The organism is uncultured Methanofollis sp. (assembly GCF_937919355.1).
Classification (GTDB): Archaea; Halobacteriota; Methanomicrobia; order Methanomicrobiales; family Methanofollaceae; genus Methanofollis.
Genome location: NZ_CALFSA010000044.1, coordinates 1 through 23476, shown reverse-complemented (window position 1 = coordinate 23476; position 23476 = coordinate 1). Strand labels below are relative to the sequence as shown.

Below are 23476 nucleotides of genomic sequence, written 5' to 3'. Positions count from 1 at the left end.
GGCGGTCCGCATCCGAAGGAGTTCAAATGCGGGAGTCCTTCCGCCCCCGAACTCGACGTGCATCTCCTCTTTGCGTATGCTCTTCCCCTCGAAGGCAGGGGAGCAGGCCATCGGGATCGGGATAGCCGTCACCTTCACCCTGATCTCCCGCAGGTCCCTGCCGCGGCCGACCGCATCGCCGGCACCGACCGCCACCCACTCGCCGCCCTCGTAACCGCCGACCGAGAGGACAGGGACACCGAGGGGGCGGAGGGCGTCGAGGACCGCAACTTCCTCCTCAGAAAGGCCGGGGAAGGCGACGACAAAGGCCTTCGCCCTCTCCCGTGCATAGGCAAGGAGGCGCCCGGCGTCACCTGCCTGCACGCCGCCGAACATCATCGCCACCCGTGCGAGGACATCCGCGAAGTGGACGGCCACCATCCCCCCCGGACCCAGGGGGATGAGGCGGTACCCCGGCCCCACCTTCACCCCCGCCGCCGTGAGGACATCAGTCACCCCGCCGGCAAGGAAGGTGAGCATGTACGTTTCCTGCAGTTCCCGGCAGATCGCCGCTGCGGCGTCGGCGTTTTCTGGCGTGCCGGCAAGGAGGGCAAGACCGAGGATGCTCCCGTCCACCAGGGAGTAGCCAAGCCTCCGCAGTTCGGTGTCGCCGAGGAACCCGGTGTACGGCGTCTCCTCCACCCCGCCGCCGCTAAATGCCCTGACGCACTCTGCGGCCACGAGCGGGTTTTTTCCCGACGCCAGGTATGCTGCCCTTGCCTCCTCGACCCCGGCCACCCGTATCCCCGTCAGGGCATAACTCACAGGCAGGGCATAGGCCGTCTCCGCATAGGCGGCCTCCCCCTTCAGCCCGGCCATCTCTCTCTCCAGCCTTTCATTCCCCTGCGGGACGGCAGTCGCCAGGTCCATCCTCTCTCTCCCCCGGCCTGCCGGTCGGCATCCGGGTAAATATACCTGACGGCGAGGGCCCCTGCCCCGGCCCACCAAATACTACATCTTGGCCGGCGACAAAGAGGTACAGAATGGACCCGCTTGATGACTGGTTCCCGTATCCGGCCTTCCGCCCCAACCAGCGCGAGATGCTGGAGTTTGCCGCGGAGACCGCACGAGACGGCGGGATCGCCATGATCGACGCCCCGACAGGAAGCGGGAAATCAAGCGTCGTCTCGGCCATCCTCGCCAACCGTGGCCAGAAAAAGGTGATCGTGGCGGTGCGGACGATCTCGCAACTCTCCACCTTCATCAGGGAACTCGCCCTTGTCAGGAAGAAGCAGCCCTCCCTGACATTCTCGTACCTCGTTGGCAAGGGCTCGATGTGCCCCCTCGGAGGCGAGGGCGATCCGTACAGGCGGTGCGAGGGCGTCAAGGCCTTCTCCTCGGCACTGATGCGGGAGAGGGCGCAGAAGGGTTCCCTCGTCCCCTCTGAAGATAAGATGATCCAGGACCAGATCAGGCACCTGGACCCGGAGCACCCCCTCATCTGCCCGTATTTTATCAGGAGCAAGGTTTTTGTCCGGGGTGACGAGGAGAGCGCCCTGAGGATGGTGCCGTCGGGAGCGCTCAGACAGAAGGCCGAAAGGGTGAAGAGCGAGGCGATCGCCCCGGCGGACCTGAAGGCCTTCTGCAGCGGCATGTGCCCGTACGAGATGATGATGCAGGCGGCCCGCGGCGCCGATGTCCTCATCTGCAACTTCCACCACCTCTTCAACGACGATATCAGGGACCAGCTCTACGCCACCCTCGACATCGAACCGAAAGACGTCCTCGTCCTCATCGACGAGGCCCACAACTGCGGCGACGTTGTCGAGGGCATCCAGAGCGTCGTCCTGGAATACGAGATGCTCGAACAGGCGATGACCGAACTCGCCCACCTCTCGCGGACGATGAAGGACGTGAACGCCGTCCGCCAGATCCTCCCGAACATCGAGACCTTCATGGAAACCCTCAAGCGCTCTGAGAAGGGGGAGGACTGGTTCGACCCGGGCATCTTTCATCGGTCGGTGATCAGGGGTTCGCTGTACAAAAATCTCGAAGAGATCGTCGGCGACCTCTCAAAGATCGCCGAGCGTGTCTCCGAGAAGAACAAGAACGCCGGCGTCTTCAAGGAGAGTGCGGTCGAGCGCCTCACCGACTTCATGTACCGCGTCTTCCGTGCCGGTGCGGACCCGACCTTCCTCACGCTGTACCGTTCTGCCGAGGGGAAGGTGGAACTGGAGGTCAGGAACATCGATCCCGGCGAGAAACTCCAGGAGATTGCGCAGGCACACGCCGCCTGCATCCTCATCTCCGGCACCCTCTCGCCCCTCGATGCCTACAAGAAATACTACTTCGGCGACCTCCCTGTGCGCACCCTCTCCCTCCCGAACAGTTTCCCGAAGGAGAACCGTCTTGTCGCCTGCGCACAGGACGTCACCACCGCCTACCGGATGCGCCAGAACAAAAAGAACACCGGGAGTATCGTCGAGTACATCAGGGCCTTCGCCCATGCCCACGGCAACCTTGCGGTCTACTTCCCCTCGTACCAGATCCTGAACACCTACGCGCAACTCTGCGGAAGCCGTATAAACGGAAAAGAGGTCTTCATCGAGCCGAAGGAGTCCAGGGAGGCGACCGCCGCCCTCCAGGAGTTCGTCTCCCTCCCTGAGAAGGGTCGGGCCGGGATCCTCTTTGCCGTCTGCGGGGGCAAGTGGAGCGAGGGCCTCGACTACCGCGGCGAGATGCTCCGCGGGGCGATGGTCGTCGGCCTCCCCCTGGCGCCCTACACCAGCGTCAGGAAGATGGTGATCGAGTATTACAAGCACAAGTTCGGGCGTGAGGGCGAGTTCATCTCGTACACCCTCCCCGCGATCAACCGGGCCACCCAGGCCCTCGGCCGGGTTCTCAGGACGCCGGAGGACACCGGTGTCCTTTTCCTTGCCGAGGAGCGCTTCCTTGACCCCGGGGTCTTCGCCGGTCTCCCTCCCTGGATGCAGGAGGAGATGGAGAGGTGCGACGTCGTCAGGTTCAGGGAACTTGTGGCGACGTGGAAGTAATGGGATCCGGAGGATTCCTTTTCGGGAGTGCTTTTCTGGGGGACTACGCCCCCAGACCCCCGTTCAAGATAGGGGGTATACGGCATCTCCCCCCTCGAGATCTCCTCTTCTCACTTCCCCGACCCTATCCCTAAGATCGGGGGTCCGGAGGCAGTGAGAAGACCGTCAGGTCTTCGAGGACCGAACAAAGTGAGCATGAGAATACAGGATATCGGAGATATCCTGTTCGGGCAGATCTCCGATCTGCCACGGGTCGAAGACCTTCGAGATGTGAACGAAGTGAACTAGAGAAGACGAAGTCTTCGAGCAGTCCCCCGGTCCCCCCACCATTAGGATAGAGGTGAGATGTTTCCCTCTCCTCAGATGGACAATTTATCTTCCCTGATTTAATGCACGACATTCTCTCCCGACCCCACACCACTCTTTTTCTATCATGGCGCAGAAACCCTGCAGTATGGGAGTGCAGGAAGGAAGCTGCCCCTTCGGGCTCTGGCATGTCCATGTGGTCTGGTCGGGAGACCGCGTCCTCCAGGTGAGGTTCGGGCGGTCGCCTGCGCTAGCCCCTGCGCCGACCCCCTTTGTCCGGTACCTTGCCGGCGACCCCGACGCCCTCGCCGGACTCCGGAGCGTGGCAGTCGAGGGGGACACCGTCTATGCACGCATCTACCGGGCGGTGCAGGCGGTTCCGTACGGGGAGACGGCGACCTACGGGGAGGTCGCCGCACGGGTCGGGACGGCGGCGCGGGTCGTCGGCAATGCGATGCGGACAAACCCCACTCCCCTCGTTGTCCCCTGCCACCGGGTTGTGGCGAAGGGTGGTATCGGAGGCTTCTCTCCTTCGGTTGATCTGAAAAGGACCCTCCTTGCCATGGAGAAGGGAAGGCGGATATCTTAAGCCCCCCTGGTACAAAAGTATTGAGTGATTTTTCCATGAAAGTGCTGATACTCGGAGCCGGTGCGGTTGGACTTTCCCTTGCGGCCAGGCTCTCCAGGTACTGCGATGTCCATGCCGTCTGCAGGAAGCGGCATGCCGATGCGATTGCAGAGCGCGGCTTTCTGATGACCGGTCTCTGGGGTGAGGGTACATTCCATTTCTCTGCCTCGGAGACGGTGCCCGAAGGCGAGCGCTACGACTACATCTTCATCACCTCCAAGTCGCTTGCCACCCGGTCTGTCTGCGAGGAGTTCGCCGACGTAATCCGGGGCACCGAGACTGTCAGCCTCCAGAACGGCATCGGGAACGAGGAGATCGTCGCGGAGTACACCGACCGCGTCATCGGCGGCACCATCATCACTGGTTTCGAGTGGGCAGGGGACGCCGCGGTTCATGTCTCGGTCGTCGGTGGCCCCATGAAACTTGGCCGCTTCCCTGACGGCCCCGACGCCGCGGTCGACGCCCTCGTCGCCCTCGTCGAGAAGGCCGGCATCCCTGTCGAGGGGAGCAGCCACATCAGGGGCGACCTCTGGGCGAAGACCCTGTACAACTCCGCCCTCAACCCCCTCGGCGCCCTGATGACCGTCCCGTACGGAAAACTCCTCCACCCCATGACCTGGGGGATCATCGAACACGTCGTCAGGGAGGCCTTCGCCGTCATGGCGCGGGAAGGCGTCCGCGTCCCCTGGCCGACGGCCGACGACTACCTCGCCTATCTCCACGACGTGCAGGTGCCGAGCACGGCAGAACACCACGCCTCCATGCTCCAGGACATCATGCACGGGCACCTGACAGAGATCGACTTCATGAACGGTGAGATCGCCGCGCGTGCGGCAAAGTACGGCATACCTGCCCCGTACAACGACTGTATCACAAAGCTGATGCATTTCCGCGAGTCACTTCTGGAGTAATAGGCATGCGGACGGGCATCGTGCTGGTGGGCGGCGAAGGGCGCCGTGCCGGGGGCGTGGAGAAATATCTCTTCGAGTTCTGCGGCAAAACATTCATTGAACGACTCATTGAAACCCTGAGGGGTGTGGTCGACGAGATCGTCATCGTGGCGAGGAACAAGGAACAGTGCACCCGTTTTGCCGGTTTCGAGGATGTTGTCTGCATCTCCGACCTCAGGCCAGGTCTCGGTCCTATCGGCGGCCTCCATGCCGGATGCCTTGCGGCGCACGGCGATGCCGTCTTTGTCGTCGCCTGCGACATGCCCTGCATCAATGGGCGGGTGATAGACACCCTTTTTGAAAGTCTTGACGACTACGATGCCGTCATCCCCTTCTGGAACGAGGAGATGTACGAACCCCTCCATGCCGTCTATCGCCGTTCAGCAGTGATGGACTACCTCAGGGAGCATGAGTCCCTCTCGTTGCGGGCGATGATCAAGAGTCTCAATGCAAAGTACGTGGATGTGGAGTCTTTCCGGTCCGTCGACCCGAAGCTCCTCACCTTCATTAATATCAACCATATCCACGACCTGGAACGGTTCAAGGCAGAGTTCGAGGCCAAAACCGGTGCCCGGGTCGAGGACTGATACCCGATTTTTTTGGGGGGGGGCGTGGCGTATCCCTGACCTGATAATGGTTCTATGTCGCGATCTGGGAATGAGCGAGCGTTTCGAGATGAACGTTACGTCCCCGCAAAAAAGTGGTGCCCTCTAAAGAGGGCCGGACTCAGTGTCCCTTCGTCTCCGGTTTTTTCTGGGTCCCCTGATGGGGCGCCGCAAAGTAGACCCGACGACCGCTGGCGTCGCGGGCATATTTCCCGAACTCGGTCTCGAACAGTCTGTCGCCGGTGAAGACAGGGCCGTCCCGACAGACCCGCAGGCCGTGCGGGTCTGTGGCGCAGGACCCGCAGACGCCGATGCCGCACTTCATGTAGCGATGGAGGGAGAACTGGCCGCGTTCCGCGATGCCCGCCTTCTGGAGGCGGTCGAGCACTTTCACCATCATGATCTCGGGACCGCAGACGCAGATATGGTCGTAGTCGGTAAGGTCGATCTCGTCCATCAGGTCGGTGACAAAGCCGTGGCGTCCCTCGGTCCCGTCGTCGGTGGCGATGCGCAGGGTGCACGCCGCCCTGATCAGGGGGGCGAGGAGGAGTTCGTCTTTCGTCCGCGCTCCGAGGAGGAAGGTGCTCACCTTCCCTGCCGAGACGAGGTTCAGGAGAGGGGCGACGCCGACCCCGCCGCCGATGGCGAGGGTCTTCCCGCTCACCGTGAACCCGTTGCCGAGGGGGCCGCGGATGCCAAGGCGGTCGCCGACCTGCATCTCGAAGAGGGCCGCGGTGGCGTCTCCCACCTTCTGGACAGTGATCGAGTGACCGGATGAGAGGGCCATCGGGACCTCGTCGACACCCGGCACCCAGACCATCACGAACTGGCCGGGAGAGGAAGGGATGGCCGGGTCGAAGTAGAAGGACCTGATCGAGGGCGTCTCCTGCACGATCGCCCTGATCGTTACCGGCACCGGCATCGTGGGGATCTCAGTCATGGTGCGCCGCCCCCACGATCTCGTCGGCCGCAATGCCGTCCTTTGCATAGAGGTCCTGCTTGATCCTCTCGAAGACGTGCACGTCATCGACGACCGCGCTCCCCATCTCGACCGCCTGCGCACCGGCCATCATCATCTCGACGACGTTGTCGGCCGTCGAGACCCCGCCGCACCCGATGATCGGGATGGAGCAGGCCTCATAGAGATCCCAGACGCACTTCACCGCGATGGGGAAGATCGCCTTCCCGGAAAGCCCGCCTGATTTGTGGCCGAGGACGGGACGGCGGAGGTCGGTGGAGATCCGCATCGCCCGCACCGTGTTGACGGCCACGATTGCGCTTGCCCCGCCCTTCTCGGCCGCTTTCCCGATGGTCGTGATGTCGGTGACATTCGGGGTGAGTTTGACCCAGACCGGGAGGCCGTACGAGGCGACGGCCCGGGTGCACTCACGCACTGTTTCGGGGTCTGTCCCGATCGCCGCCCCATACCCCTCGGCATGGGGACAACTTACATTCAGTTCAAAGGCCTGTGCCTGCCCGGCAAACCACCCTGCGACCTCCCTGAACTCCTCCGGGTTGCCCCCGAAGATGCTCACGACCACAGGTTCGCCCTTGAGGGTCTCCAGTTCCTCGACGAAATTCTTCGAGGGGTTCGGGAGGCCCATCGCGTTGAGCAGTCCGCAGTCCGTCCTGATCAGGCAGGGGCCGTGGTGACCTGCATTGGGTGCGGGACCGATGGACTTCGTGACCACGCCCCCGGCACCGAGTCCGAGCATCCGCGAGAGGGAGGCGCCGGTCGTCCCGAGCACCCCGGCCGCAAGGATGAGGTGGTTCCTGAGTCCGACGCCGCCCGCCTCGACATCGCCAGGTTTAAGAGTAATCATCCTGATGAGATTGTGGGCCGGGGTTAATATAGTGAGTGTCATCCGGTTTCCCGCCCGTGGTAGGGAAGGAACGGCAGCGGGGAATGCCGGTCCATTGCTCTCTTCACGCTGCCCGGCACGTATTCTCGTAGGTCTCCGGGTTTCTCATGCTCCCTTTGGTCCTCCTCGATCTGGGTTGGACTGAGGAAGAGAAGACGTGAGCATGGCAAGTACCCTCCTCAGATCTCGTGTTCAGTCTTCCCCGTCCTATCCTGGATAGGGAGCAGGATTACAGTTTCCTCTTTGGAATATCATTCCCACTCCCCCTCTCCTCTAAGAATAGTTGTCCCTGCCACAGAACCGGCCATGAGGCCGACCCTATACAGGCGACCCGCAGAGATTCTACTATTTATGATTGGCATTCCCATACACTGATCATATGACAAGCCTCGCTGTGATCGGAACCGGCAGAGTCGGTGGCGAAGTCGCATTTCTCGCCGCAGCGCAGGGGCTCGTCGACGACCTCATCCTCTGCGACGCCGTCAAGCCCCTCGAACGCGCGCAGGTCCTTGATATCGGACACGCCGCCTTCGACGTCTCGATCGGGACCGACCCCGCCCTCATCAGGGACGCGGACATCTGCGTGTTTACCGCAGGCAGTCCGAGGACCCCCGATGTCAGGACGCGGGCAGACCTCCTCTCCGCAAACCTCCCCGTTCTCGGTGACTGCTGCAACCACCTCCGCTCCTTCGGCGGCGTGCTCATCACCGTCACAAACCCCATGGACGTGAACAACTACTACCTCAGCCACTGCCTCGACCTCGACCCCTCGCGGTGCATCGGCTTTGGCGGGCAACTCGACAGTGCCCGCTTTGCGTATCGGCTGGCTGAAGAGGGGGTGCACGCTCCCGGTGCCGCGGTCCTTGGCGAACACGGGGAGCACCAGGTCCCGGTCTTCTCCCGCCTCGGCGTCCCCGTCCCTGAGGAGCAGCGTAACACCGTGCTCGCCCACCTCCGGGGTGCGAGCATGGAGGTGATCAAGGGGAAGGGCGGCACCGTCTTCGGCCCTGCCGCGCATATCGTCAGGTTGATCGGGGCGGCGCTTGGGAGACGGCCAGACGAGGTGGTCCCGTGCTCGTGCATTGTCGACGGCGAGTACGGCCTTTCCGATCTGTCCATCGGTCTCCCGGCCAGGATCGGCAGGGACGGGATCAGGAAGGTCGTCGAGTGGGACCTCGACCCCTGGGAGAGGCAGAAACTCGACGAAGCGGCATCGTTCATCGGGAAACTCTGCAGGGATCTCCATGTCTGAGATGCAGGCGACTCTCTTTGAGGCCGCACAACCCGGCATCAGGGTCGCGATCAACCAGGTGGAGTACACCGTCACGGGCACAGGCCCGGTCATCCATATCTTCGGCCGCGAACCTGACGGCAGGGCCGTGCACCTCCAGGTGACCGGCGTGCGCCCCTACCTCTATGCCCCTGTCGACGAAGTCGAGGAGATGGTGGCAAAAAATATCCTCCCCCCCCAGGTCACGGCGGTGGACGACCCCCTCTACCGCTCGATCAAGGGCGAGGACCTGAAACGCCTGTACACCTTCAAGCCGACTGACGTGCGTGACATCCGTGACCTCTTCTCGCACCATTTCGAGGCCGACATTCCCTTTGCGACGCGTTATATGATCGACGCCGGCCTCACCGGAGGGGCAGAAGCGCCGGCGGAGATCGCCGACCAGACCGAGGTCGTCCCCGCAGAGGTCGATGCACCGGCACGCCTCTGCTTCATCGATATCGAGTGCGAGGACGTGCGTGGCTTCCCCGAACCCGGGCGGGACGCCATCATCTGCATCACCGCCTGGGACTCCTTCGATGACGAATACTCCACCTTCCTGTACGCCTCGCCCGGCACCTCCCCCTCCTTCTCGGAGGAGTGGACCGCGAAGAACGGGTGCCTCTGGAAGGGGAAGAGCAGGCACACCGTCTGCTCGTACGCCACCGAAGTTGAGATGCTGAAGGCCTTTGTCGCCTATATCAGGGAAAAGGACCCTGACATCCTCTCCGGCTGGAACTTCACCGACTTCGACTTCCCGTACATCACCGGCCGGATGCAGGCACTCCACCTCAACCCCGCCGACCTCTCCCGCCTCCCCGGCATGACCGAGAGAGCGGCGGTGCGGGGCCGCGCCCTCTTCGACCTCCTCACCGCCTACAAAAAACTCCAGCCCTCGCAGAAGGAATCATACCGCCTCGACGCCATCGCCGAGGAAGAGGTCGGCGAGAGGAAGGTCCGCTACACCGGCACGGTCAGCGGTCTCTGGGCCGACGACCCGGAAAAACTCGTCGAGTACAACTGCACCGACGTCGAACTCTGCGTGCGCATCAACGAGAAGAACAACATCGTGGACTTCTACCGGATGATCGCACGCTACGTCGGCGTGCCCCTCGACCGTACCCTCAACTCCTCGAATGTCATCGACATCTACATCCTGAGAAAGGCACATGGCAGGTTTGTCCTCCCGTCCAAGGGAAATGTCGTCGCCGACGAGTTCGAGGGCGCCACCGTCTTTGAACCCACCCTTGGCGTGAAGGAGAACGTCGTCGTCCTTGACCTCAAGTCCCTGTACCCGATGGCGATGATGACCATCAACGCCTCTCCCGAGACGAAGGACCCGGCAGGCGAACTTGTCGCCCCGAACGGCGTGAGGTTCAGGAAGAGTCCGGACGGCCTGACACGGAGTATCATTGCAGAACTGATGGCAGAGCGCGACGCCATGAAGAAACGCCGGAACGCGTACCCGTACGGGTCGCCCGAATACGTCCTCCTCGACCTCCAGCAGGGCGTGATCAAGGTGATCATGAACACCTATTACGGCGTCTCCGGCTACTCCCGCTTCAGGCTGTACGACCGGGAGATCGGCGCCGCGGTCACCTCTGTCGGCCGTGCGATCATCGGGCACACGCGGCAGGTGATCACAGACATGGGCTACACCGTGCTCTACGGCGATACCGACTCGTGTATGGTCGAACTCCCGGATGCGCCGATGGAGGAGACGATCGCGATGGCCCGTGCGATCGAGGCGCGCCTCAACGAGAGTTATGAAAGATTTGCAAAGGAGACTCTCAACGCCGACCGGAACTATTTCTCCATCAAGTTCGAGAAGATCTACGCCCGCTTCTTCCAGGCAGGCAAGAAGAAGCGGTATGCGGGCCACCTCGTCTGGAAGGAAGGGGTCGAGGCCGACAAGATCGATATCGTCGGTTTCGAGATGAGGAGAAGCGATTCTCCGCAGGTCACCCGCGACGTGCAGGAGGAGGTCCTCTCCCTCATCCTGAAAGGCGCCCCCCTCGCCGAAGTGAAGGCCTTCCTTGGCGACGTGATTAAAAGGTACCGCCGCGGCGAATACTCCCTCGACGAGGCCGGGATCCCCGGCGGCATCGGGAAGGCGCTGGAGGAATACGAGATAAAGGACGCCCATATCAGGGGTGCGATCTACTCGAACACCTATCTCGGCACCGACTTCAAGAGGGGGAGTAAGCCGAAGAGGGTCTATATCAGGTCGGTGACGGAGAAGTATCCCCAGACAGACGTGATGGACTTCGAGTACGCCGACCAGGTGCCCCCTGAGTTCGTCGTGGACTGGGAGACTATGCTCGAGAAGACGATCAAGCAACCGATCGAGCGGATCATCGAACCCCTGGGATGGACCTGGACCGACGTCGACCCTTCCCGGACGACGCTCTTCGACTTTATGTGAAGGTGTGTTCTGATACGGCAGTTCCGTCGTGAGATCAAGGAGATGGTGGTTCAACGCAATGAGGAGAGACCGGAACAAAAAGTTTGGATTTTCCGGGTGGGTTATGCCCTGTGGCAGTCCTGCTTATTTCCGCTTCTTACTCTTTTTTTCAGCAGCAGTCATCTCTTTTGATTTTACCGGAGCGCTCTTTCCCGCAGGAGTTTTCTCTTCGGCCCCTGTCTTCACATCGGTACTTTCTGTCTTTGGGCCCTTACTCTTCGGGCTACTCTTTTCTTTCATGGTGCGCCCTATAGTGCTTTGATATTATATCATTTGTTCTATACAATGCCCGGAGCTTGAAGCACTCTATTAATACGTGCGACTGACCATCCCCTCCCGGTTTCATAGTCCTGGTGCGGCCCCTCTCCCGTCCGCCCCTCTTTCAGGGGACAGAGGGACCATTACAGAGGGTATATTATGCGCCTGTGGCGAAAAACACCCGCGGTGCCACACCCTGCCCTCTTCACTTTCGCAGGGCTCTCGATCCCCCTTCCGCCAGAAAAATCCTGATTTATCTTGCGATTCAAGAAAATCCCCCTCTTGTTCATTCCGAAATTCTCAAAACACCTGAGGAAAACCTATGATGGTTACCAGATGAGCATAGTAGTCCTGATTATTCTGCTGTACCTCGCCTTGATGCTCACCATCGGCTTCATTGTCCAGCGCCGGGGAGGTGTCGAGACATCAAAGGGGTATCTGGTCGCCAACAGAAACGTGGGTCCTCTCCTTATCGGGGGAACGCTTTTTGCTACGTTCTGGGGCGGTGGCACTCTTCTCGGGGGTGCCGGTGCGGCCTATGGGGGCCACATGCTCGCAACCATTGCGGACCCGTGGGCCTCGGGCATCACGCTCCTGCTGATGGCAGTATTCTTCGTGACGATCCTGCGGAAGATGAAGATTGCGTCTCTCGGAGAGATGTATTACCTGCGGTATGGGTCGAAAGGGGCGCTTGTCGCCTCCCTCCTCTCCCTCCCCACCCTGATCTTCTGGACCTCGGTGCAGATCCTTGCCATCAGCAAGATCCTCAATGTCCTTGTCGGTATTCCTGGCGTCGAGAGTGCCATCATTGCAGGTCTGATCGTTGTCATCTATACCTACCTCGGGGGTATGCTCGCCGTCATCATCACCGATAACATCCAGATGGTCCTCATCCTCCTCGGTCTTGCCGTCCTCATACCGACCGGGATCACGTACGTCGGCGGCTTCGATGTCATCGCCGCCAACACGCCTACCGACTTCTGGTCGATCCTGCCGAGCGACAACTCGCCGAGCGGGATCGGGTGGACGGTCACCGGCATCATGGCCTGGTTTGCCGCATGGTGCGGCATGGGCCTTGGCAGCCTTGCGTCCCTGGACATATCTCAGCGGGTCTTCTGCGCCCGTGATGACCGGGCGGCACGGCAGGGCCTCCTCCTCGGTACAGGGCTGTACTGGGTCGCCGGTCTCGGCCCGATCTTCCTCGGCCTCCTCGGCATCGTGATGGTCAACACCGGCATGATCGACGGCGCCATCCTTGCAGAAGACCCCGAACTGATCGTCCCGTACCTCGCAAAGACCCTCCTCTCCCCCTGGATGATGGCCCTCTTCGTCGGTTCCCTGATGGCGGCGATCATGTCCACGGCAAGTTCTGCGATCTTTGCAGCGGCCGCCGTGATCTCGACCTACGCTGTCCACGGTGCAGTCTCCGACCACATCAGGGACGAAAAGGCGGTGCTGCGCTTCACCCGCTTCCTCGTCGTGATCATCGGCATCTTCTGCATCGGGATCAGTTTCTGTGCATCCGGTCTCTACGACCTGATGATCTTCGGGTTCACCCTCCTCTTCGCCTGCCTCTTCTGGGCCGTCGTCTGCGGCCTCTTCTGGAAGCGGGCGAATGCACCCGGCGCCATTGCCTCGATGCTCGGCGGTCTTGCCACGACGGTTCTTGGGGTTGTCGTCCTCTCGATACAGCAGGGGGCGCCGACCCTTGTCCCGCCTGACAATGAGTGGACGGTATTTTTCACATTCGGCCCGATGGTCGTCTCCGGCGTCGCCATGTATGTCGTCTCCATGCTGACGCAGGGGACGTACCCCCCTGTGCCGCTGAAGGACACGGACGGGAACATTCTCAAGTGGTCAGACCTGGAAAAAGTATCCGGAGGAGTAGTCAAAGAAAAGGGGCATCCAGTCGTGCTCGCCTCGCCGGTGAGCACAGATGACGATTGAGGGGTTTTCTTCCCTCAATCAGATCTTTTTTTATCTCCGGAATTCGGGAGATATTTCATTAAAGTAGAGGAGACTTTCACGCGGTAGCCACCTGAATGACGTCGGTTCCCTGAAATGGTTTTCCCGAGACGTTGCCGGTGATGGTCATGGGGAAACGTGCATATTTCTCTCCTGCCGGGAAAGAAATGCTTTTCAGGTCATTTATCAGTGCCTGCCGGTCGAATGTCACTGTCAAAGACGGCAGACCATAGGCTCCGTCGGCACTGGCTACCGACCGCCCTGCGATGGGTGTGTAGGTGCCGGCATCGCAGGAAAGGACTACCGAGTTCGGGTCGATCTGTGTTGCATTCTCCCTCCCGGTGAACACGATGGAGGCCAGGAAAGAATCTCCCGCCAGTGCCGGATCCACAGTGCCCGGCAGGACCTCTACATGCGCTTCGGTGACGCTGGCATTCGTTATTGTTGCGATTGTGAAGAGATAGATATCCTCGTTTCCGTTGCGATAGTCGGTCCATGCGATATAGTCGCCCGATATGACCGGGTACACCTGCGCCGCGGGATCCGATGTGATCTGGGCCTTTTCTTTCGTCTTAATGTCGTAGAGGAAAATGTCGTCGTTCCCCTTGTTGTAGTCTCTCCAGACGACCCGGTTACCTGAGATATCATACTCCTCCCTGTCGTTCGGAGGTTGGGACGGGACCGGATCGCCAGCAGGGATCATCTCTTCCTTTCCCGTTGCGATGTGGTAGAGATAGATCTCCCACTTTCCTGTCCTGTTGTCCCCCCAGAGGATCGAATCACCATCGATGACAGGATACCTCTGGTTCACGCTATCGTTGGTGATCTGCACCTCCTTTCCTGCTGCGATGTTGTAGAGATAGATGTCGCCGTTTCCGTTGCGCCAGTCGGACCAGACTATTCTATCCCCCGAGATCGCTGGAAAACCCTGGGGTGCGGTGTCGTTGGTGATCTGCACCTCTTGCCCGGTTGCGATATCATAGTAGTATATGTCACCGTTCCCGCTGCGATCATCTGCCCATACTATTCTGTTCCCGGAAATGTCGGAAAAACGCTGGTCTTCGATATTGTCGGTGATCAGGGTCTCGTTTTTGGTCGAGAGGTCATAGAGGTAGATGTCGAACAACCTGTTGCCGTTTGTGAACCGGCGGTTGTCACTGTAGACAATCTTGTCCCCTGATAATGCCGGCTCCCACTGAGCACTGTACGCAGTTACAACCGGTTCCTCTTGGGCCGTGGCAATGTCATAGAGCCAGATATCAGGACTCTGGTTCCTGTAATCTACCCAGACTATTCTGGAGTCATCGATTGCAGGGTCTTGCTGTGAAGACGTATTGCTGGTTACCTGTGTCTCTGTCCCCGTGATGGCGGCCGTCGCCGTTGCGGTGATTACCGCGGTGAGGATGAGGACCATCAGGGGTATATCATATTTCCTGTTCATGCTCTCATCTCCTTTTTTGACGTGGAGATGGAGTAATGACGGTAGGTCGTGTATTCAAAGAAAAAAGTGTATCTTGTCGTTTCTGTGTGCCCCTCCGTCCCCACGATACAGCGCCATCGGCACATCCATATATATCTCTTCCTCAGGGAAGGGAAGAATGCCGTAACGGACTCACGCCTCTTTTCGACCGGGCCCTGTCCCGGAGACCTGTCTCGTCTCTGTTCGGGCAGGAGTAGGAGTTCAGCCCTCCTTCATGTTGTCGTCTCCCTCTCGGTGTCCCGGTCGAGGAGATAGATGTCGGCCTTCCCGTTCCTGAGGTCTGTCCAGGCGACCCTTTCATCATATATTGCGGGCCACAGGCGTTCTGCCGTGTTTGTGGTGAGGCGACTTTCTGATCTGGTACCGATATCGTACCGGACAATGTCCTTTCTCCCGTTGCGGGTCTCCATCCAGACGATAGTATCATCCGAGACCGCCGGTCGGGACTGGTCTATCTCGTCCGCGGTAATCTGCCGCTCTTCGTTGTTCAGACAGTCATACATGTAGATGTCGGCGTTCCCGTTCCTCTCGTCAGTCCAGACGATATAGTTCTCGTGGATCTCAGGATCGTACTGGTCTGCCTCCTCGGTCGTTATCTGTCGCTCTTCACCCTTATCGAGGTCATACATGTAGATGTCGGCGTTCCCGTTCCTCCTGTCCGTCCAGACGATCCGGTCGCCGGAGATTGCAGGCCCGTACTGGTCAGCTTTATCGCTGGTGATCTCCTTTCTTTCCGATGTATCGATGTCATAGAATACGATGTCGGCATTGCCATTGATGAGGTCAGTCCAGACGACACGGAACCCGTCGATTGCGGGGTCTCCCTGCGGGGCGGCGTCATCTGTGATGTGCATCTCTTTTCTGGTCTTGAGGTTGTAGAGGTAGATGTCTGTGTTCCAGCTGTAGTCGTTTCCGTTCCTGAGGTCTGTCCAGACGACCCTGGTCCCGGAGATCGCGGGGTCGAACTGGTCTGCCGTATCTTCGGTGATCTGCTTTATCATCCCAGTCTTGAGGTCGTAACCGTAGATGTCGGCATTGCCGTTCTGGTAATCGGTCCAGACGATCCAGTCTCCGCTGATATCAGGCAGGATCTGGTGCTCTCTATCATTGGTGATCCTGACCTCGTCGGTGGCGGCGAGGGCAGGCGCAACCAGCACTACGGCGATGACCAGCACCAGCAGGTGCGGGGCACAGTCTCTCAGCATGATCATCATCTCCCGGTCTTTTGCGCGTGAAGGGGCCAGGGCGGGGAGGGTTCCGAAAGTCTCCTCCTTAAACTGGAAACAATCCCACTCTCATTCAGGCGTACAGCCGGTACAATATCTTCTGCGGCCCGTCCCCCTCACGGGTGATGTGCCTTATCTCAGGGAAGCATTATAAATATATCTTTATGAAAATTGGTGAGTGTCAGGGTTTGCCTGCCAGGGCTGATCCGTCTTCAGTTATCGGGGGTGAAGAGGATCGGTGGCAGGGCCTCTGCCCAGCGAGCGACCTTGCTCCAGTCCCGTGCGTCGCCGGGCACGGCGCCGGTCATCTTCATGATCTCGAGGTCGGCCCTGCTCATCCCCTCCGGGTCAAACTTTCCGGCGAAGAGTCCCTCGACCTGCGGCCTGACGTAGATCCTGACCTCACTCATTGACGCCGACGCCGACCTCCTGATCACGTCAGTCTCTTCTTTCATTGAGTACCCGACGGCGAAGACTGCAAGGGGTTTCTCGTTCAGTTCGACACAGAACTTCTTGACGAAGTCCACCGCCTCGACAAGCCATTTGCCCATGTAGATCGGGCTTCCCGCGACGACCGCTTCGTAGGGTGTAATGTCGTCAACATCCATCACGTTCATGCAGTCGACGATATTGCCCGCCTTTTCGAGTGCCCGTGCAACCGCTCCGGCTATCTCCCGGGTCGAGCCGTACCTGCTCGCATAGGCGACGAGGATCTTTCTGGTCATTTTCTCCCTCTCATATCTCTCTTCGCCCCTGATGTCTCTTTTCCAGGTCGACTTTCTCTGCCACGTAGACTTCTGCCATGTGATCTGGGTGATAGCGGAGTTTTGCCTCCCGCAGGCCGGGGACGCCGACGTCAGACTCGCGGTTGATGTAGGTGTGGTCGGGGGCAAGCATGCAGGCCGCGTCCTGGTTCACGGCCTTGTACACCCCTTCGCAGTCGGGCAACCCCTTCTCAAAGTGGACGAGGGCCGTGTCCGGGTTGAGGTCGTCATAGACAGAGATGGCGGCGATCTCCCCGTTGGCCCTGATCATCAGGCCGGAGAGACCGAGGTCGGCGAAGTGGTCCATGGCATAGAGGACCGCGGTCTTCTCCTCGGCCAGCACGGGGGCCTCGTCGCAGTGCCGCCACTCACACCATTTTTTCAGGAACTCCCGCACCTCACCGAGGCTCTCGGGGTGCATCTCCTCGACGACAGGGCCACACTCGCGCCTGAACCTGTTGAGGTGGCCGCGGATGGTGAGGTACTTCTTTCCTGATAGGTCGCAGAGGTCCGAAGCGAGGTAGACATAGTCGGCGAAGTCCCGGTCTGACCTGAAGGGAAGGCCCGGATAGAGGGACTGGATCCACTCCCGTGTCCCCCCGTCGAAGACCTGGTACGGTGTGGCACATCCTTCCCTGACAGCAAGAGAGAGTGTCTCTTCCAGGACTGAGGGGTCCCGTGGGCCTATCGGCCCCCTGAAGGTTTTCTCCTCGCCGATGGTGCTCATGATCACGACGCCGTCACCGACACGGGCATAGGCATAGTGGGCGTAGTGATTCCAGCACACCATGGTCACGAAACTCATGTCAGAGTGCTGTTGCGGGTATCTCGTATAGAGATCAAGGAAAAAAGCCCGGTCTTCGAGGGTCACGGGGGTGAAGTCATCGGGTGTGAGCATGGTCCTCCTCTCCGAGGAGCATCGGCACATGCCCCTTCATCCGGGCGAACCCATGCTTTTCATAGAATGGTGCGGTCCCCGGCTGTGCGACAAGGCCGATCCAGGTGATCCCTCTCTCCCTGCAGAAGGAGACGAGTCTTTCGACGATGGCGTCGCCGATCCCCCGCCGGCGGTATTCCGGGAGGACAACGATGTCCTGGAGATAAGCGTCCGAGCAGCCGTCTGAGATTGCACGGCCCATGCCGACGGTGCGGTCGCCATCTGTGGCGATGATAAAACAGAAACTCCCGGTTATGAGGGGTGCGATCCCGTCGAGCGTCCACTCCTCCTGCCACCACCTGCCGGCACGGTACAGGTCGACGATCTCACCGGCGTCCCAGGTGGAGACGACGTCAAGGGCGATCTCCCGGTCCATGGAGAGGACTGGTCGCCATCCTATAAAGACACAACGAAAAAATAGGGATCAGGACCGCCCGGCCTCGCGGCCGAGGGCGAAGGCCCTGAGGTTGAGGTCGAGGAATTTCTGCGGCACGAGCCGCGTGACCGCTTCCTCCAGGCTTTCCGCCTTCAGGGGGAGGGACGGTGCGGCGGCACCGAGCATGACGACGTTCTGGACGATGAGGTTACCCGCCTCTGCCGCGAGGCCGGCGGCGTCGACCAGGGTGACCGGGTGGCCTTCGAGGGCGGCGACGAGGTCGTCGCGTGCGGGCATCGGGAGTTTTTGCATGAAGACCGAGGTCGGGACGACTGTGTGGTCGTTGACGATGATCCGGCCCTCGGGCTTGAGGTAGTGGCGGTAGCGCACCGCCTCCATGAGGTCGAGGGCGATCATCAGGTCTGCCCCGCCCGGCGAGATCAGGGGGCCGAATGTGCCGCCGATCCGCACGTGGCTCTCGACGGAACCGCCGCGCTGGGCCATGCCATGGGTCTCGACGCCCTTGATCGGGACGCCTTCGAGGAGGCATGCCTCGCCGATGATGTTCGAGGCAAGGATAGTTCCCTGCCCGCCGATGCCGACGATGAGAAGGTCGTAACTGCTCATTTTCTCCCCTCCTTCACGATAGCCCCGGCAGGACAGATCTCGGCGCAGACTCCGCAACCGGAGCAGAGTTCGTTGATATTCGCCTTTCCTTCCGCGTCCTTCCCGAGGGCCGGGCACCCGAAGCGGAGGCAGGCACCGCAGGCGGTGCAGGTCTCGGGGTCGACCCTGAAGTGTGCCCGCCGCACGCCGGCACGCCTGGCCGTGATCACGCAGGCCTGCCGTGCGATGACCACCTTCGTGCCTTTGCGGGCCTTTGCCGCTTTCAGGGCCTCGAGGGTGGCGGTCAGGTCGTATGGGTCGACGGTCTCGACAAAGGATGCCCCGCAGGCCCGGCAGATCGTCTCAAGGGATATGGGAACGCTTGCCTCGCCCATCGCGGTCTCGCCGGTGTTGGGGTTGGGCTGGTGGCCTGTCATGGCGGTGATCCTGTTGTCCAGTATGACCAGGGTCATGTCCGCGCCGTTGTAGACGGCATTGATGAGGCCCTGGATGCCGGTGTGGAGGAAGGTCGAGTCGCCGATGGTGGCGACGACCGGCCTCTTCTCGCCCGAGTTGGCGATGCCGCTCCCGACTGTCACCGAGGCGCCCATGCAGATGGTGGTGTCCACGGTGCCTAACTGGAGGCCGAGGGTGTAGCAGCCGATGTCGGAGGGGAAGATCCCGTCGGGGAAGACTCTCTTCATGGCGTAGAACGTCGCCCTGTGCCCGCACCCGGCGCAGAGGATGGGGGGACGCGGCGGGAGGCCTTCAGCAGGTGCGGGGCTCTGGAAGGGACTCTCCTTCAGGATGCCGGCCTTCACCATCGAGGCTGCGACGGCCGCGGGGGAGAGTTCGCCCTCCATCGGGACGGCGCCGTTCATCTGGCCGAAGACTTCGACGCCGCAGGCGAGTTGCCTGAGGCGTTCCTCGACGACCGGGGCACCCTCCTCGACGACGAGCACTTTCTTGTGCTGCTGCACGAACTTCTCCATCCATGCGCCGTCAATGGGGAAGCACCCGACCTTCATGAAGGAGACGCCATCGGGGATGACCTCCTGCACGTACGAGGCGGCGATGCCGCTTGCGACGACGGCAGTCTCGCCCCGCACCTCCGCGGTGTTGTAGCCGAGGTCCATGACGGCCTTCCTGACCATGGGTTGCTTCTCGTTCAATTTTTTGTGGAGGGCTCTCGTGTGGGCCGGGATGACCACATACTGCTTCGGGTCCTTCTCGAAGACCCCAGTCCTGTGCTCCTCAGAGACCTCGCCGAGGTCGACGTCGCCCTTGGAGTGGCAGACGCGGGTGGTGGGGCGGAAGAGGACGGGGAGGCCGACTTTTTCGGAGAGGGCGAAGGCGTCCTTCATCATGTCGTGCGCTTCCTGCACGCTCGACGGGTTCATGCAGGGGAGTTTGGCGAAGTGGGCGTACCTCCTCGTGTCCTGCTCGTTCTGGGAGGAGTGGGCATAGGGGTCGTCGGCTGAGAGGATCACGAAACCGCCCTTTGCACCCGTGTATGCGCTCGTCATCAGGGGGTCGGCGGCGACGTTGAGGCCGACGTGCTTCATCGTGACCATCGACCGCTGTCCGCACCAGGAGGCGGCGAGGGCGTTTTCGAGTGCGACTTTCTCGTTCACCGACCACTCGATATAGAATTCACGCTTTTTCTGCGCCCGCAGGGTGTCGATCACCTCGGACGACGGGGTTCCCGGATAGCCACTCGCGAAGTCGATGCCTGCCTCAATGCAGGCGTGCGCGATGGCCTCGTTTCCAAGGAGGTACTGTTTTACCATAGATCTCGTCCCAGTGCTATTGCTCCTGCGTGTTCTTTAATGATGTCGTTCTCAGGTGGTCCTGAAGCCAGGTTCTGACGCAACCTTTAAATCCGAGGTGGTACAACATTTACAGGCACTAATACGAGTGTATTAGGGCCCGTAGCATAGTCGGTGGTGCACCCGGCTGATAACCGGGAGGTCCTGAGTTCGAGCCTCAGCGGGCCCATGCCTTTTTCCTTGTTTCTGTGTGTTCTCTTGGGATTGTGGATATTTTATAGGGTTTCGTTTCTGGTGGTGTTCCCGGTTGATAACCGGGTGGTCAGGGGAGTACCCCTCGCCCGGATGATGAAGGGACTGAGACCCCCTGACATCCCCGTATCACCCCCTTTTTCACAGACAACTCCCCTGATCCGGGCCCGTATCGCACCCCATTCCCGATCCGGCCATAGTGGCGTTTGTTCATGCGACGCAGCACGGGGACCGTACCTCTCCCCGCCCACAGAGGGACAGTATGACTGGAAGTAATCCTGTCCACCATGACCGGTCGTGGCGGGCGTCGGTGGGGCGGGAGAGAAGCAGAATAGATGGCCCTATCTGTTCATATTTCGAGCGAAAATTGAGGGTTAGATATCTCACGCGTCGTCAAGATGGCCTGATCCCGGATTCATTGGCGGTCCCCTCCACTTGAAGGCCTTTGTCCGATCTCGTCGCCGGCGATTAACGTTGAGATCGATCCCTCTCCGTCCCTCCCCTGGAGAAGGGTGACATTTCAAAAGGGGAGTGCATGAAAATGCAACGACAGTAAGAAATCACCGGTGTCAGAACCTTGCCCCCTTCCGACCGTGCGAGCGATGGTGCTACGAGACTCCATCGCCAGCACCCCCTTGCTGATAATGGCATATATTATATTCTCAAACTTTCATTGCACATCATATTATCCTCGCATTTTTTGCGATGACTGTGTTAGAAATGTATCTCGGCCCGGGGTACGGCAATGGACGTTAAAAAGATTTTAACAGACAAAAAACAATTTCTCGACCTACTGCTCCTTGCCGATGAACAGGAAGATATGATTGATAGGTACCTGGAACGTGGTGATATGTTCGCCCTCTACGATGGCGATCTCACAAGCATATGCGTGGTCACACAGGAAGGCGATATGGTCTATGAATTGAAGAGCATAGCAACCGATGAAAAATATCAGGGACGGGGCTATGGTACTTTTCTTGTGAAATATGTTCTCGATTATTACCGGGGCAGGTGCAAAACCATGTTCGTTGGTACAGGTGACCGCCCTGCGGCCATCCGATTTTATGAGAATTGCGGGTTTCGGATCTCGCATAGAGTCAAAAACTTTTTTCCGGATAACTACGACCACCCGATTTTTGAAAATGGCGTTCAACTTGTAGATATGATTTATTTGAGAATTGAATTAAGCAAAAAATGAGTACGCCCTCTTCCGGGTGCCTGGCGTACAATCGCGTCGGCATTGGTGCCCTTACTCCTTCAAAGATCTTTTAATCGCCCGTTTATAGATCAGGGGGTGGACAAAGAAGAAGGCCGTCACGGCGATGTACACGGCGACCGCCGCCAGGGGCACAAAGAGGGCGAGCAGCACGCCGATTCCGCAGGAGACAACCCCTCCCCGTCGCCGTCGCACCATGCCCCTGAGGTCTTCTTCGGCAAGGCCGTCGACGAGCAGTTTCGGGCGCCAGGCAAGGTAACGCATGATCGCGCTCAGCGCGACCGACGCGATGAAGAGGTCCCGGCCGTACAGGAGCACGGCCAGGTGCGAACCCGCCCCTCCGAGGTGCCCGGCCATCATGCTCGTCGTGAAGGGCATCAGGGAGACAAAGAAGAGCGTCAGGAGGGTCAGGCGGAACGTGACGGCGTCTTCCTGTTCCGTCAACTGCGTGATGGAGGCGTGCGTCATCCAGATCCCACCGATAAAGACGAAACTGATGACATAGGCGAGAAAATCCGGCCACTCCTCCAGGAGTGCCAGGAGAAGGTTTTCGGTGCCTTCAGGGACGGGCAGTTCGAGGACGAGCAGGGTGATGACGATGGCGAAGACCCCATCGGCAAACGCGCTCAACCTGTCCGAGGGGAGATAGTCGGGGAGGCGACTCCGGTCTGGTTTTTTCGCGCTCTCGTCCCGCGGCCGGTCACCCCCCCCTCACCACGCCGCCCTGATGGGACGGGGAGGTGAAAAGAGTTTGGGCTGCACCCGGTGCGGCCCTCGATAGAGCCGATACAAGTAAAAAATGGGAGGATCCCTCTCACAGCGTCTCAAGCCCGTACATGTAGGGCCTGAGCACCTTCGGGACCTCGACCGAACCGTCCTCCTGCTGGTAGTTCTCCAGGATCGCCCGGATCGCCCGCGAGGTGGCGATCGCGGTGCTGTTGAGGGTGTGGATGAACTCCTTCTCCTTGAAGTCGGTCGGGCTGCGCATCCTGATATTCAGCCGCGTCGCCTGGTATGAGGTGCAGTTCGAGCAGGAGACCGTCTCGCGGTACCGGTTCTCGCGCGGCATCCAGACCTCGAGGTCGTACTTCTTCGCCGCCACCGTTCCGATATCGCCGGTGCAGATATTGACCACATGGTACGGGAGGCCGAGGCCCTGGAAGACCGCCTCGGCATTTGCCAGCAGTTCCTCGTGGAAAGTCCAGGAGTCTTCGGGCCTGCAGAAGATGAACTGCTCGATCTTGTTGAACTGGTGGACGCGGAAGAGTCCTTTCGTGTCGATGCCGTGGGACCCGATCTCGCGCCTGAAGCACGGGCTGATCCCGGCAAACTTGATCGGGAGGGCGTCTGCCTCGAAGATCTCGTCCTTGAACATCGCCGCCATCGGGTGCTCGGCGGTCGCGATGAGGAACTCGTCCTCGCCGTCGATCTTGTACATCACGTTCTCGAAGTCGGCAAGGTCGGTGACGCCCTCGTAGGCCGCCCTGTTCATCATGTACGGCGGGGATAT

The 23476-nt window shown here is 60.2% G+C and carries 20 protein-coding genes, 1 tRNA gene and 1 pseudogene; 9 read left to right on the top strand and 13 right to left on the bottom strand.

Annotated elements, in window-relative coordinates; all coding sequences use genetic code 11:
* A pseudogene (locus Q0520_RS02325) lies at positions 1–909 on the bottom strand (CO dehydrogenase/CO-methylating acetyl-CoA synthase complex subunit beta); the annotation flags it as partial.
* Positions 910–1022: 113 nt separating this feature from the next.
* Here Q0520_RS02325 and Q0520_RS02320 point away from each other — a divergent pair.
* The 4 genes from Q0520_RS02320 to Q0520_RS02305 all read left to right on the top strand — a co-directional run bounded on the left by Q0520_RS02320 (position 1023) and on the right by Q0520_RS02305 (position 5503).
* Entirely contained in the window at positions 1023–3032 is a 2010-nt protein-coding gene (locus tag Q0520_RS02320; protein ID WP_298666045.1) for an ATP-dependent DNA helicase, read from the top strand.
* 454 nt (positions 3033–3486) lie between these two features.
* Complete coding sequence (locus Q0520_RS02315; RefSeq protein WP_298666042.1) at positions 3487–3927, top strand: methylated-DNA--[protein]-cysteine S-methyltransferase; 441 nt, start codon at positions 3487–3489, stop codon at positions 3925–3927.
* A gap of 35 nt (positions 3928–3962) precedes the next feature.
* Positions 3963–4877 (top strand): ketopantoate reductase family protein, encoded by a 915-nt coding sequence (locus tag Q0520_RS02310; protein ID WP_298666039.1) that lies wholly within the window; start codon positions 3963–3965, stop codon positions 4875–4877.
* A gap of 5 nt (positions 4878–4882) precedes the next feature.
* Complete coding sequence (locus Q0520_RS02305; protein WP_298666036.1) at positions 4883–5503, top strand: molybdenum cofactor guanylyltransferase; 621 nt, start codon at positions 4883–4885, stop codon at positions 5501–5503.
* Positions 5504–5642: 139 nt separating this feature from the next.
* Here the strand turns inward: Q0520_RS02305 and Q0520_RS02300 are convergent, their stop codons facing one another.
* Together Q0520_RS02300 and Q0520_RS02295 are read right to left on the bottom strand one after the other, a co-directional pair.
* The gene (locus Q0520_RS02300; protein ID WP_298666034.1) at positions 5643–6461 is read right to left on the bottom strand and encodes a dihydroorotate dehydrogenase electron transfer subunit; all 819 of its coding nucleotides are present in this window, start codon (positions 6459–6461) and stop codon (positions 5643–5645) included.
* On the bottom strand, positions 6454–7344 hold the full coding sequence (locus tag Q0520_RS02295) for a dihydroorotate dehydrogenase (protein WP_298666031.1): 891 nt from the start codon (positions 7342–7344) through the stop codon (positions 6454–6456). Before Q0520_RS02295 ends, Q0520_RS02300 begins: the two co-directional genes overlap by 8 nt.
* A 418-nt stretch (positions 7345–7762) precedes the next feature.
* Here Q0520_RS02295 and Q0520_RS02290 point away from each other — a divergent pair, with 418 nt between their 5' ends.
* Positions 7763–8635, top strand: coding sequence for a malate dehydrogenase (locus Q0520_RS02290; RefSeq protein ID WP_298666029.1), 873 nt, complete (start codon positions 7763–7765; stop codon positions 8633–8635).
* A complete protein-coding gene (locus Q0520_RS02285) occupies positions 8628–11078 on the top strand; it encodes a DNA-directed DNA polymerase (RefSeq protein ID WP_298666026.1) in 2451 nt (816 codons plus the stop codon). Before Q0520_RS02290 ends, Q0520_RS02285 begins: the two co-directional genes overlap by 8 nt.
* A gap of 123 nt (positions 11079–11201) precedes the next feature.
* Here Q0520_RS02285 and Q0520_RS02280 read toward each other — a convergent pair whose 3' ends face one another.
* Positions 11202–11357 (bottom strand): hypothetical protein, encoded by a 156-nt coding sequence (locus Q0520_RS02280; protein ID WP_298666024.1) that lies wholly within the window; start codon positions 11355–11357, stop codon positions 11202–11204.
* A gap of 354 nt (positions 11358–11711) precedes the next feature.
* Between Q0520_RS02280 and Q0520_RS02275 the strand changes: the two genes are divergently transcribed.
* Positions 11712–13322, top strand: coding sequence for a hypothetical protein (locus Q0520_RS02275; protein WP_298666022.1), 1611 nt, complete (start codon positions 11712–11714; stop codon positions 13320–13322).
* 76 nt (positions 13323–13398) lie between these two features.
* Here the strand turns inward: Q0520_RS02275 and Q0520_RS02270 are convergent, their stop codons facing one another.
* The 7 genes from Q0520_RS02270 to iorA all read right to left on the bottom strand — a co-directional run bounded on the left by Q0520_RS02270 (position 13399) and on the right by iorA (position 20519).
* Positions 13399–14781 (bottom strand): hypothetical protein, encoded by a 1383-nt coding sequence (locus tag Q0520_RS02270; protein ID WP_298666020.1) that lies wholly within the window; start codon positions 14779–14781, stop codon positions 13399–13401.
* A 251-nt stretch (positions 14782–15032) separates the two neighbouring features.
* Positions 15033–16025: a hypothetical protein gene (locus Q0520_RS02265; protein ID WP_298666015.1), complete on the bottom strand. Its 993-nt coding sequence runs from the start codon at positions 16023–16025 to the stop codon at positions 15033–15035.
* A gap of 233 nt (positions 16026–16258) precedes the next feature.
* Positions 16259–16771, bottom strand: coding sequence for a flavodoxin domain-containing protein (locus Q0520_RS02260; RefSeq protein ID WP_298666012.1), 513 nt, complete (start codon positions 16769–16771; stop codon positions 16259–16261).
* A 10-nt stretch (positions 16772–16781) separates the two neighbouring features.
* On the bottom strand, positions 16782–17708 hold the full coding sequence (locus tag Q0520_RS02255; protein ID WP_298666010.1) for a DUF2156 domain-containing protein: 927 nt from the start codon (positions 17706–17708) through the stop codon (positions 16782–16784).
* A complete protein-coding gene (locus Q0520_RS02250; protein ID WP_298666007.1) occupies positions 17692–18123 on the bottom strand; it encodes a GNAT family N-acetyltransferase in 432 nt (143 codons plus the stop codon). Before Q0520_RS02250 ends, Q0520_RS02255 begins: the two co-directional genes overlap by 17 nt.
* 48 nt (positions 18124–18171) lie before the next feature.
* Positions 18172–18750 (bottom strand): indolepyruvate oxidoreductase subunit beta, encoded by a 579-nt coding sequence (locus tag Q0520_RS02245; protein ID WP_298666004.1) that lies wholly within the window; start codon positions 18748–18750, stop codon positions 18172–18174.
* Entirely contained in the window at positions 18747–20519 is a 1773-nt protein-coding gene (gene iorA / locus Q0520_RS02240; protein ID WP_298666001.1) for an indolepyruvate ferredoxin oxidoreductase subunit alpha, read from the bottom strand. Before iorA ends, Q0520_RS02245 begins: the two co-directional genes overlap by 4 nt.
* A 135-nt stretch (positions 20520–20654) precedes the next feature.
* On the opposite strand from iorA, the gene Q0520_RS02235 reads away from it, so the two are divergent.
* Both Q0520_RS02235 and Q0520_RS02230 read left to right on the top strand, forming a co-directional pair.
* Positions 20655–20727, top strand: a tRNA-Ile gene (locus Q0520_RS02235).
* Between the two features lie 768 nt (positions 20728–21495).
* The gene (locus Q0520_RS02230; protein WP_298665998.1) at positions 21496–21948 is read left to right on the top strand and encodes an N-acetyltransferase; all 453 of its coding nucleotides are present in this window, start codon (positions 21496–21498) and stop codon (positions 21946–21948) included.
* Positions 21949–21999: 51 nt separating this feature from the next.
* Here Q0520_RS02230 and Q0520_RS02225 read toward each other — a convergent pair whose 3' ends face one another.
* Positions 22000–22596, bottom strand: coding sequence for a TMEM175 family protein (locus Q0520_RS02225; protein WP_298665995.1), 597 nt, complete (start codon positions 22594–22596; stop codon positions 22000–22002).
* A gap of 184 nt (positions 22597–22780) precedes the next feature.
* A partial coding sequence (gene serS / locus Q0520_RS02220; RefSeq protein ID WP_298665992.1) for a serine--tRNA ligase occupies positions 22781–23476 on the bottom strand: 696 nt, incomplete at its 5' end.

Bases quoted from the DNA above. Each gene is read 5' to 3' on its own strand.
- Q0520_RS02320 (WP_298666045.1), top strand. From the start codon at position 1,023: ATGGACCCGCTTGATGACTGGTTCCCGTATCCGGCCTTCCGCCCCAAC.
- Q0520_RS02315 (WP_298666042.1), top strand. From the start codon at position 3,487: ATGGGAGTGCAGGAAGGAAGCTGCCCCTTCGGGCTCTGGCATGTCCAT.
- Q0520_RS02310 (WP_298666039.1), top strand. From the start codon at position 3,963: ATGAAAGTGCTGATACTCGGAGCCGGTGCGGTTGGACTTTCCCTTGCG.
- Q0520_RS02305 (WP_298666036.1), top strand. From the start codon at position 4,883: ATGCGGACGGGCATCGTGCTGGTGGGCGGCGAAGGGCGCCGTGCCGGG.
- Q0520_RS02300 (WP_298666034.1), bottom strand. From the start codon at position 6,461: ATGACTGAGATCCCCACGATGCCGGTGCCGGTAACGATCAGGGCGATC.
- Q0520_RS02295 (WP_298666031.1), bottom strand. From the start codon at position 7,344: ATGATTACTCTTAAACCTGGCGATGTCGAGGCGGGCGGCGTCGGACTC.
- Q0520_RS02290 (WP_298666029.1), top strand. From the start codon at position 7,763: ATGACAAGCCTCGCTGTGATCGGAACCGGCAGAGTCGGTGGCGAAGTC.
- Q0520_RS02285 (WP_298666026.1), top strand. From the start codon at position 8,628: ATGTCTGAGATGCAGGCGACTCTCTTTGAGGCCGCACAACCCGGCATC.
- Q0520_RS02280 (WP_298666024.1), bottom strand. From the start codon at position 11,357: ATGAAAGAAAAGAGTAGCCCGAAGAGTAAGGGCCCAAAGACAGAAAGT.
- Q0520_RS02275 (WP_298666022.1), top strand. From the start codon at position 11,712: ATGAGCATAGTAGTCCTGATTATTCTGCTGTACCTCGCCTTGATGCTC.
- Q0520_RS02270 (WP_298666020.1), bottom strand. From the start codon at position 14,781: ATGAACAGGAAATATGATATACCCCTGATGGTCCTCATCCTCACCGCG.
- Q0520_RS02265 (WP_298666015.1), bottom strand. From the start codon at position 16,025: ATGCTGAGAGACTGTGCCCCGCACCTGCTGGTGCTGGTCATCGCCGTA.
- Q0520_RS02260 (WP_298666012.1), bottom strand. From the start codon at position 16,771: ATGACCAGAAAGATCCTCGTCGCCTATGCGAGCAGGTACGGCTCGACC.
- Q0520_RS02255 (WP_298666010.1), bottom strand. From the start codon at position 17,708: ATGCTCACACCCGATGACTTCACCCCCGTGACCCTCGAAGACCGGGCT.
- Q0520_RS02250 (WP_298666007.1), bottom strand. From the start codon at position 18,123: ATGGACCGGGAGATCGCCCTTGACGTCGTCTCCACCTGGGACGCCGGT.
- Q0520_RS02245 (WP_298666004.1), bottom strand. From the start codon at position 18,750: ATGAGCAGTTACGACCTTCTCATCGTCGGCATCGGCGGGCAGGGAACT.
- iorA (WP_298666001.1), bottom strand. From the start codon at position 20,519: ATGGTAAAACAGTACCTCCTTGGAAACGAGGCCATCGCGCACGCCTGC.
- Q0520_RS02230 (WP_298665998.1), top strand. From the start codon at position 21,496: ATGGACGTTAAAAAGATTTTAACAGACAAAAAACAATTTCTCGACCTA.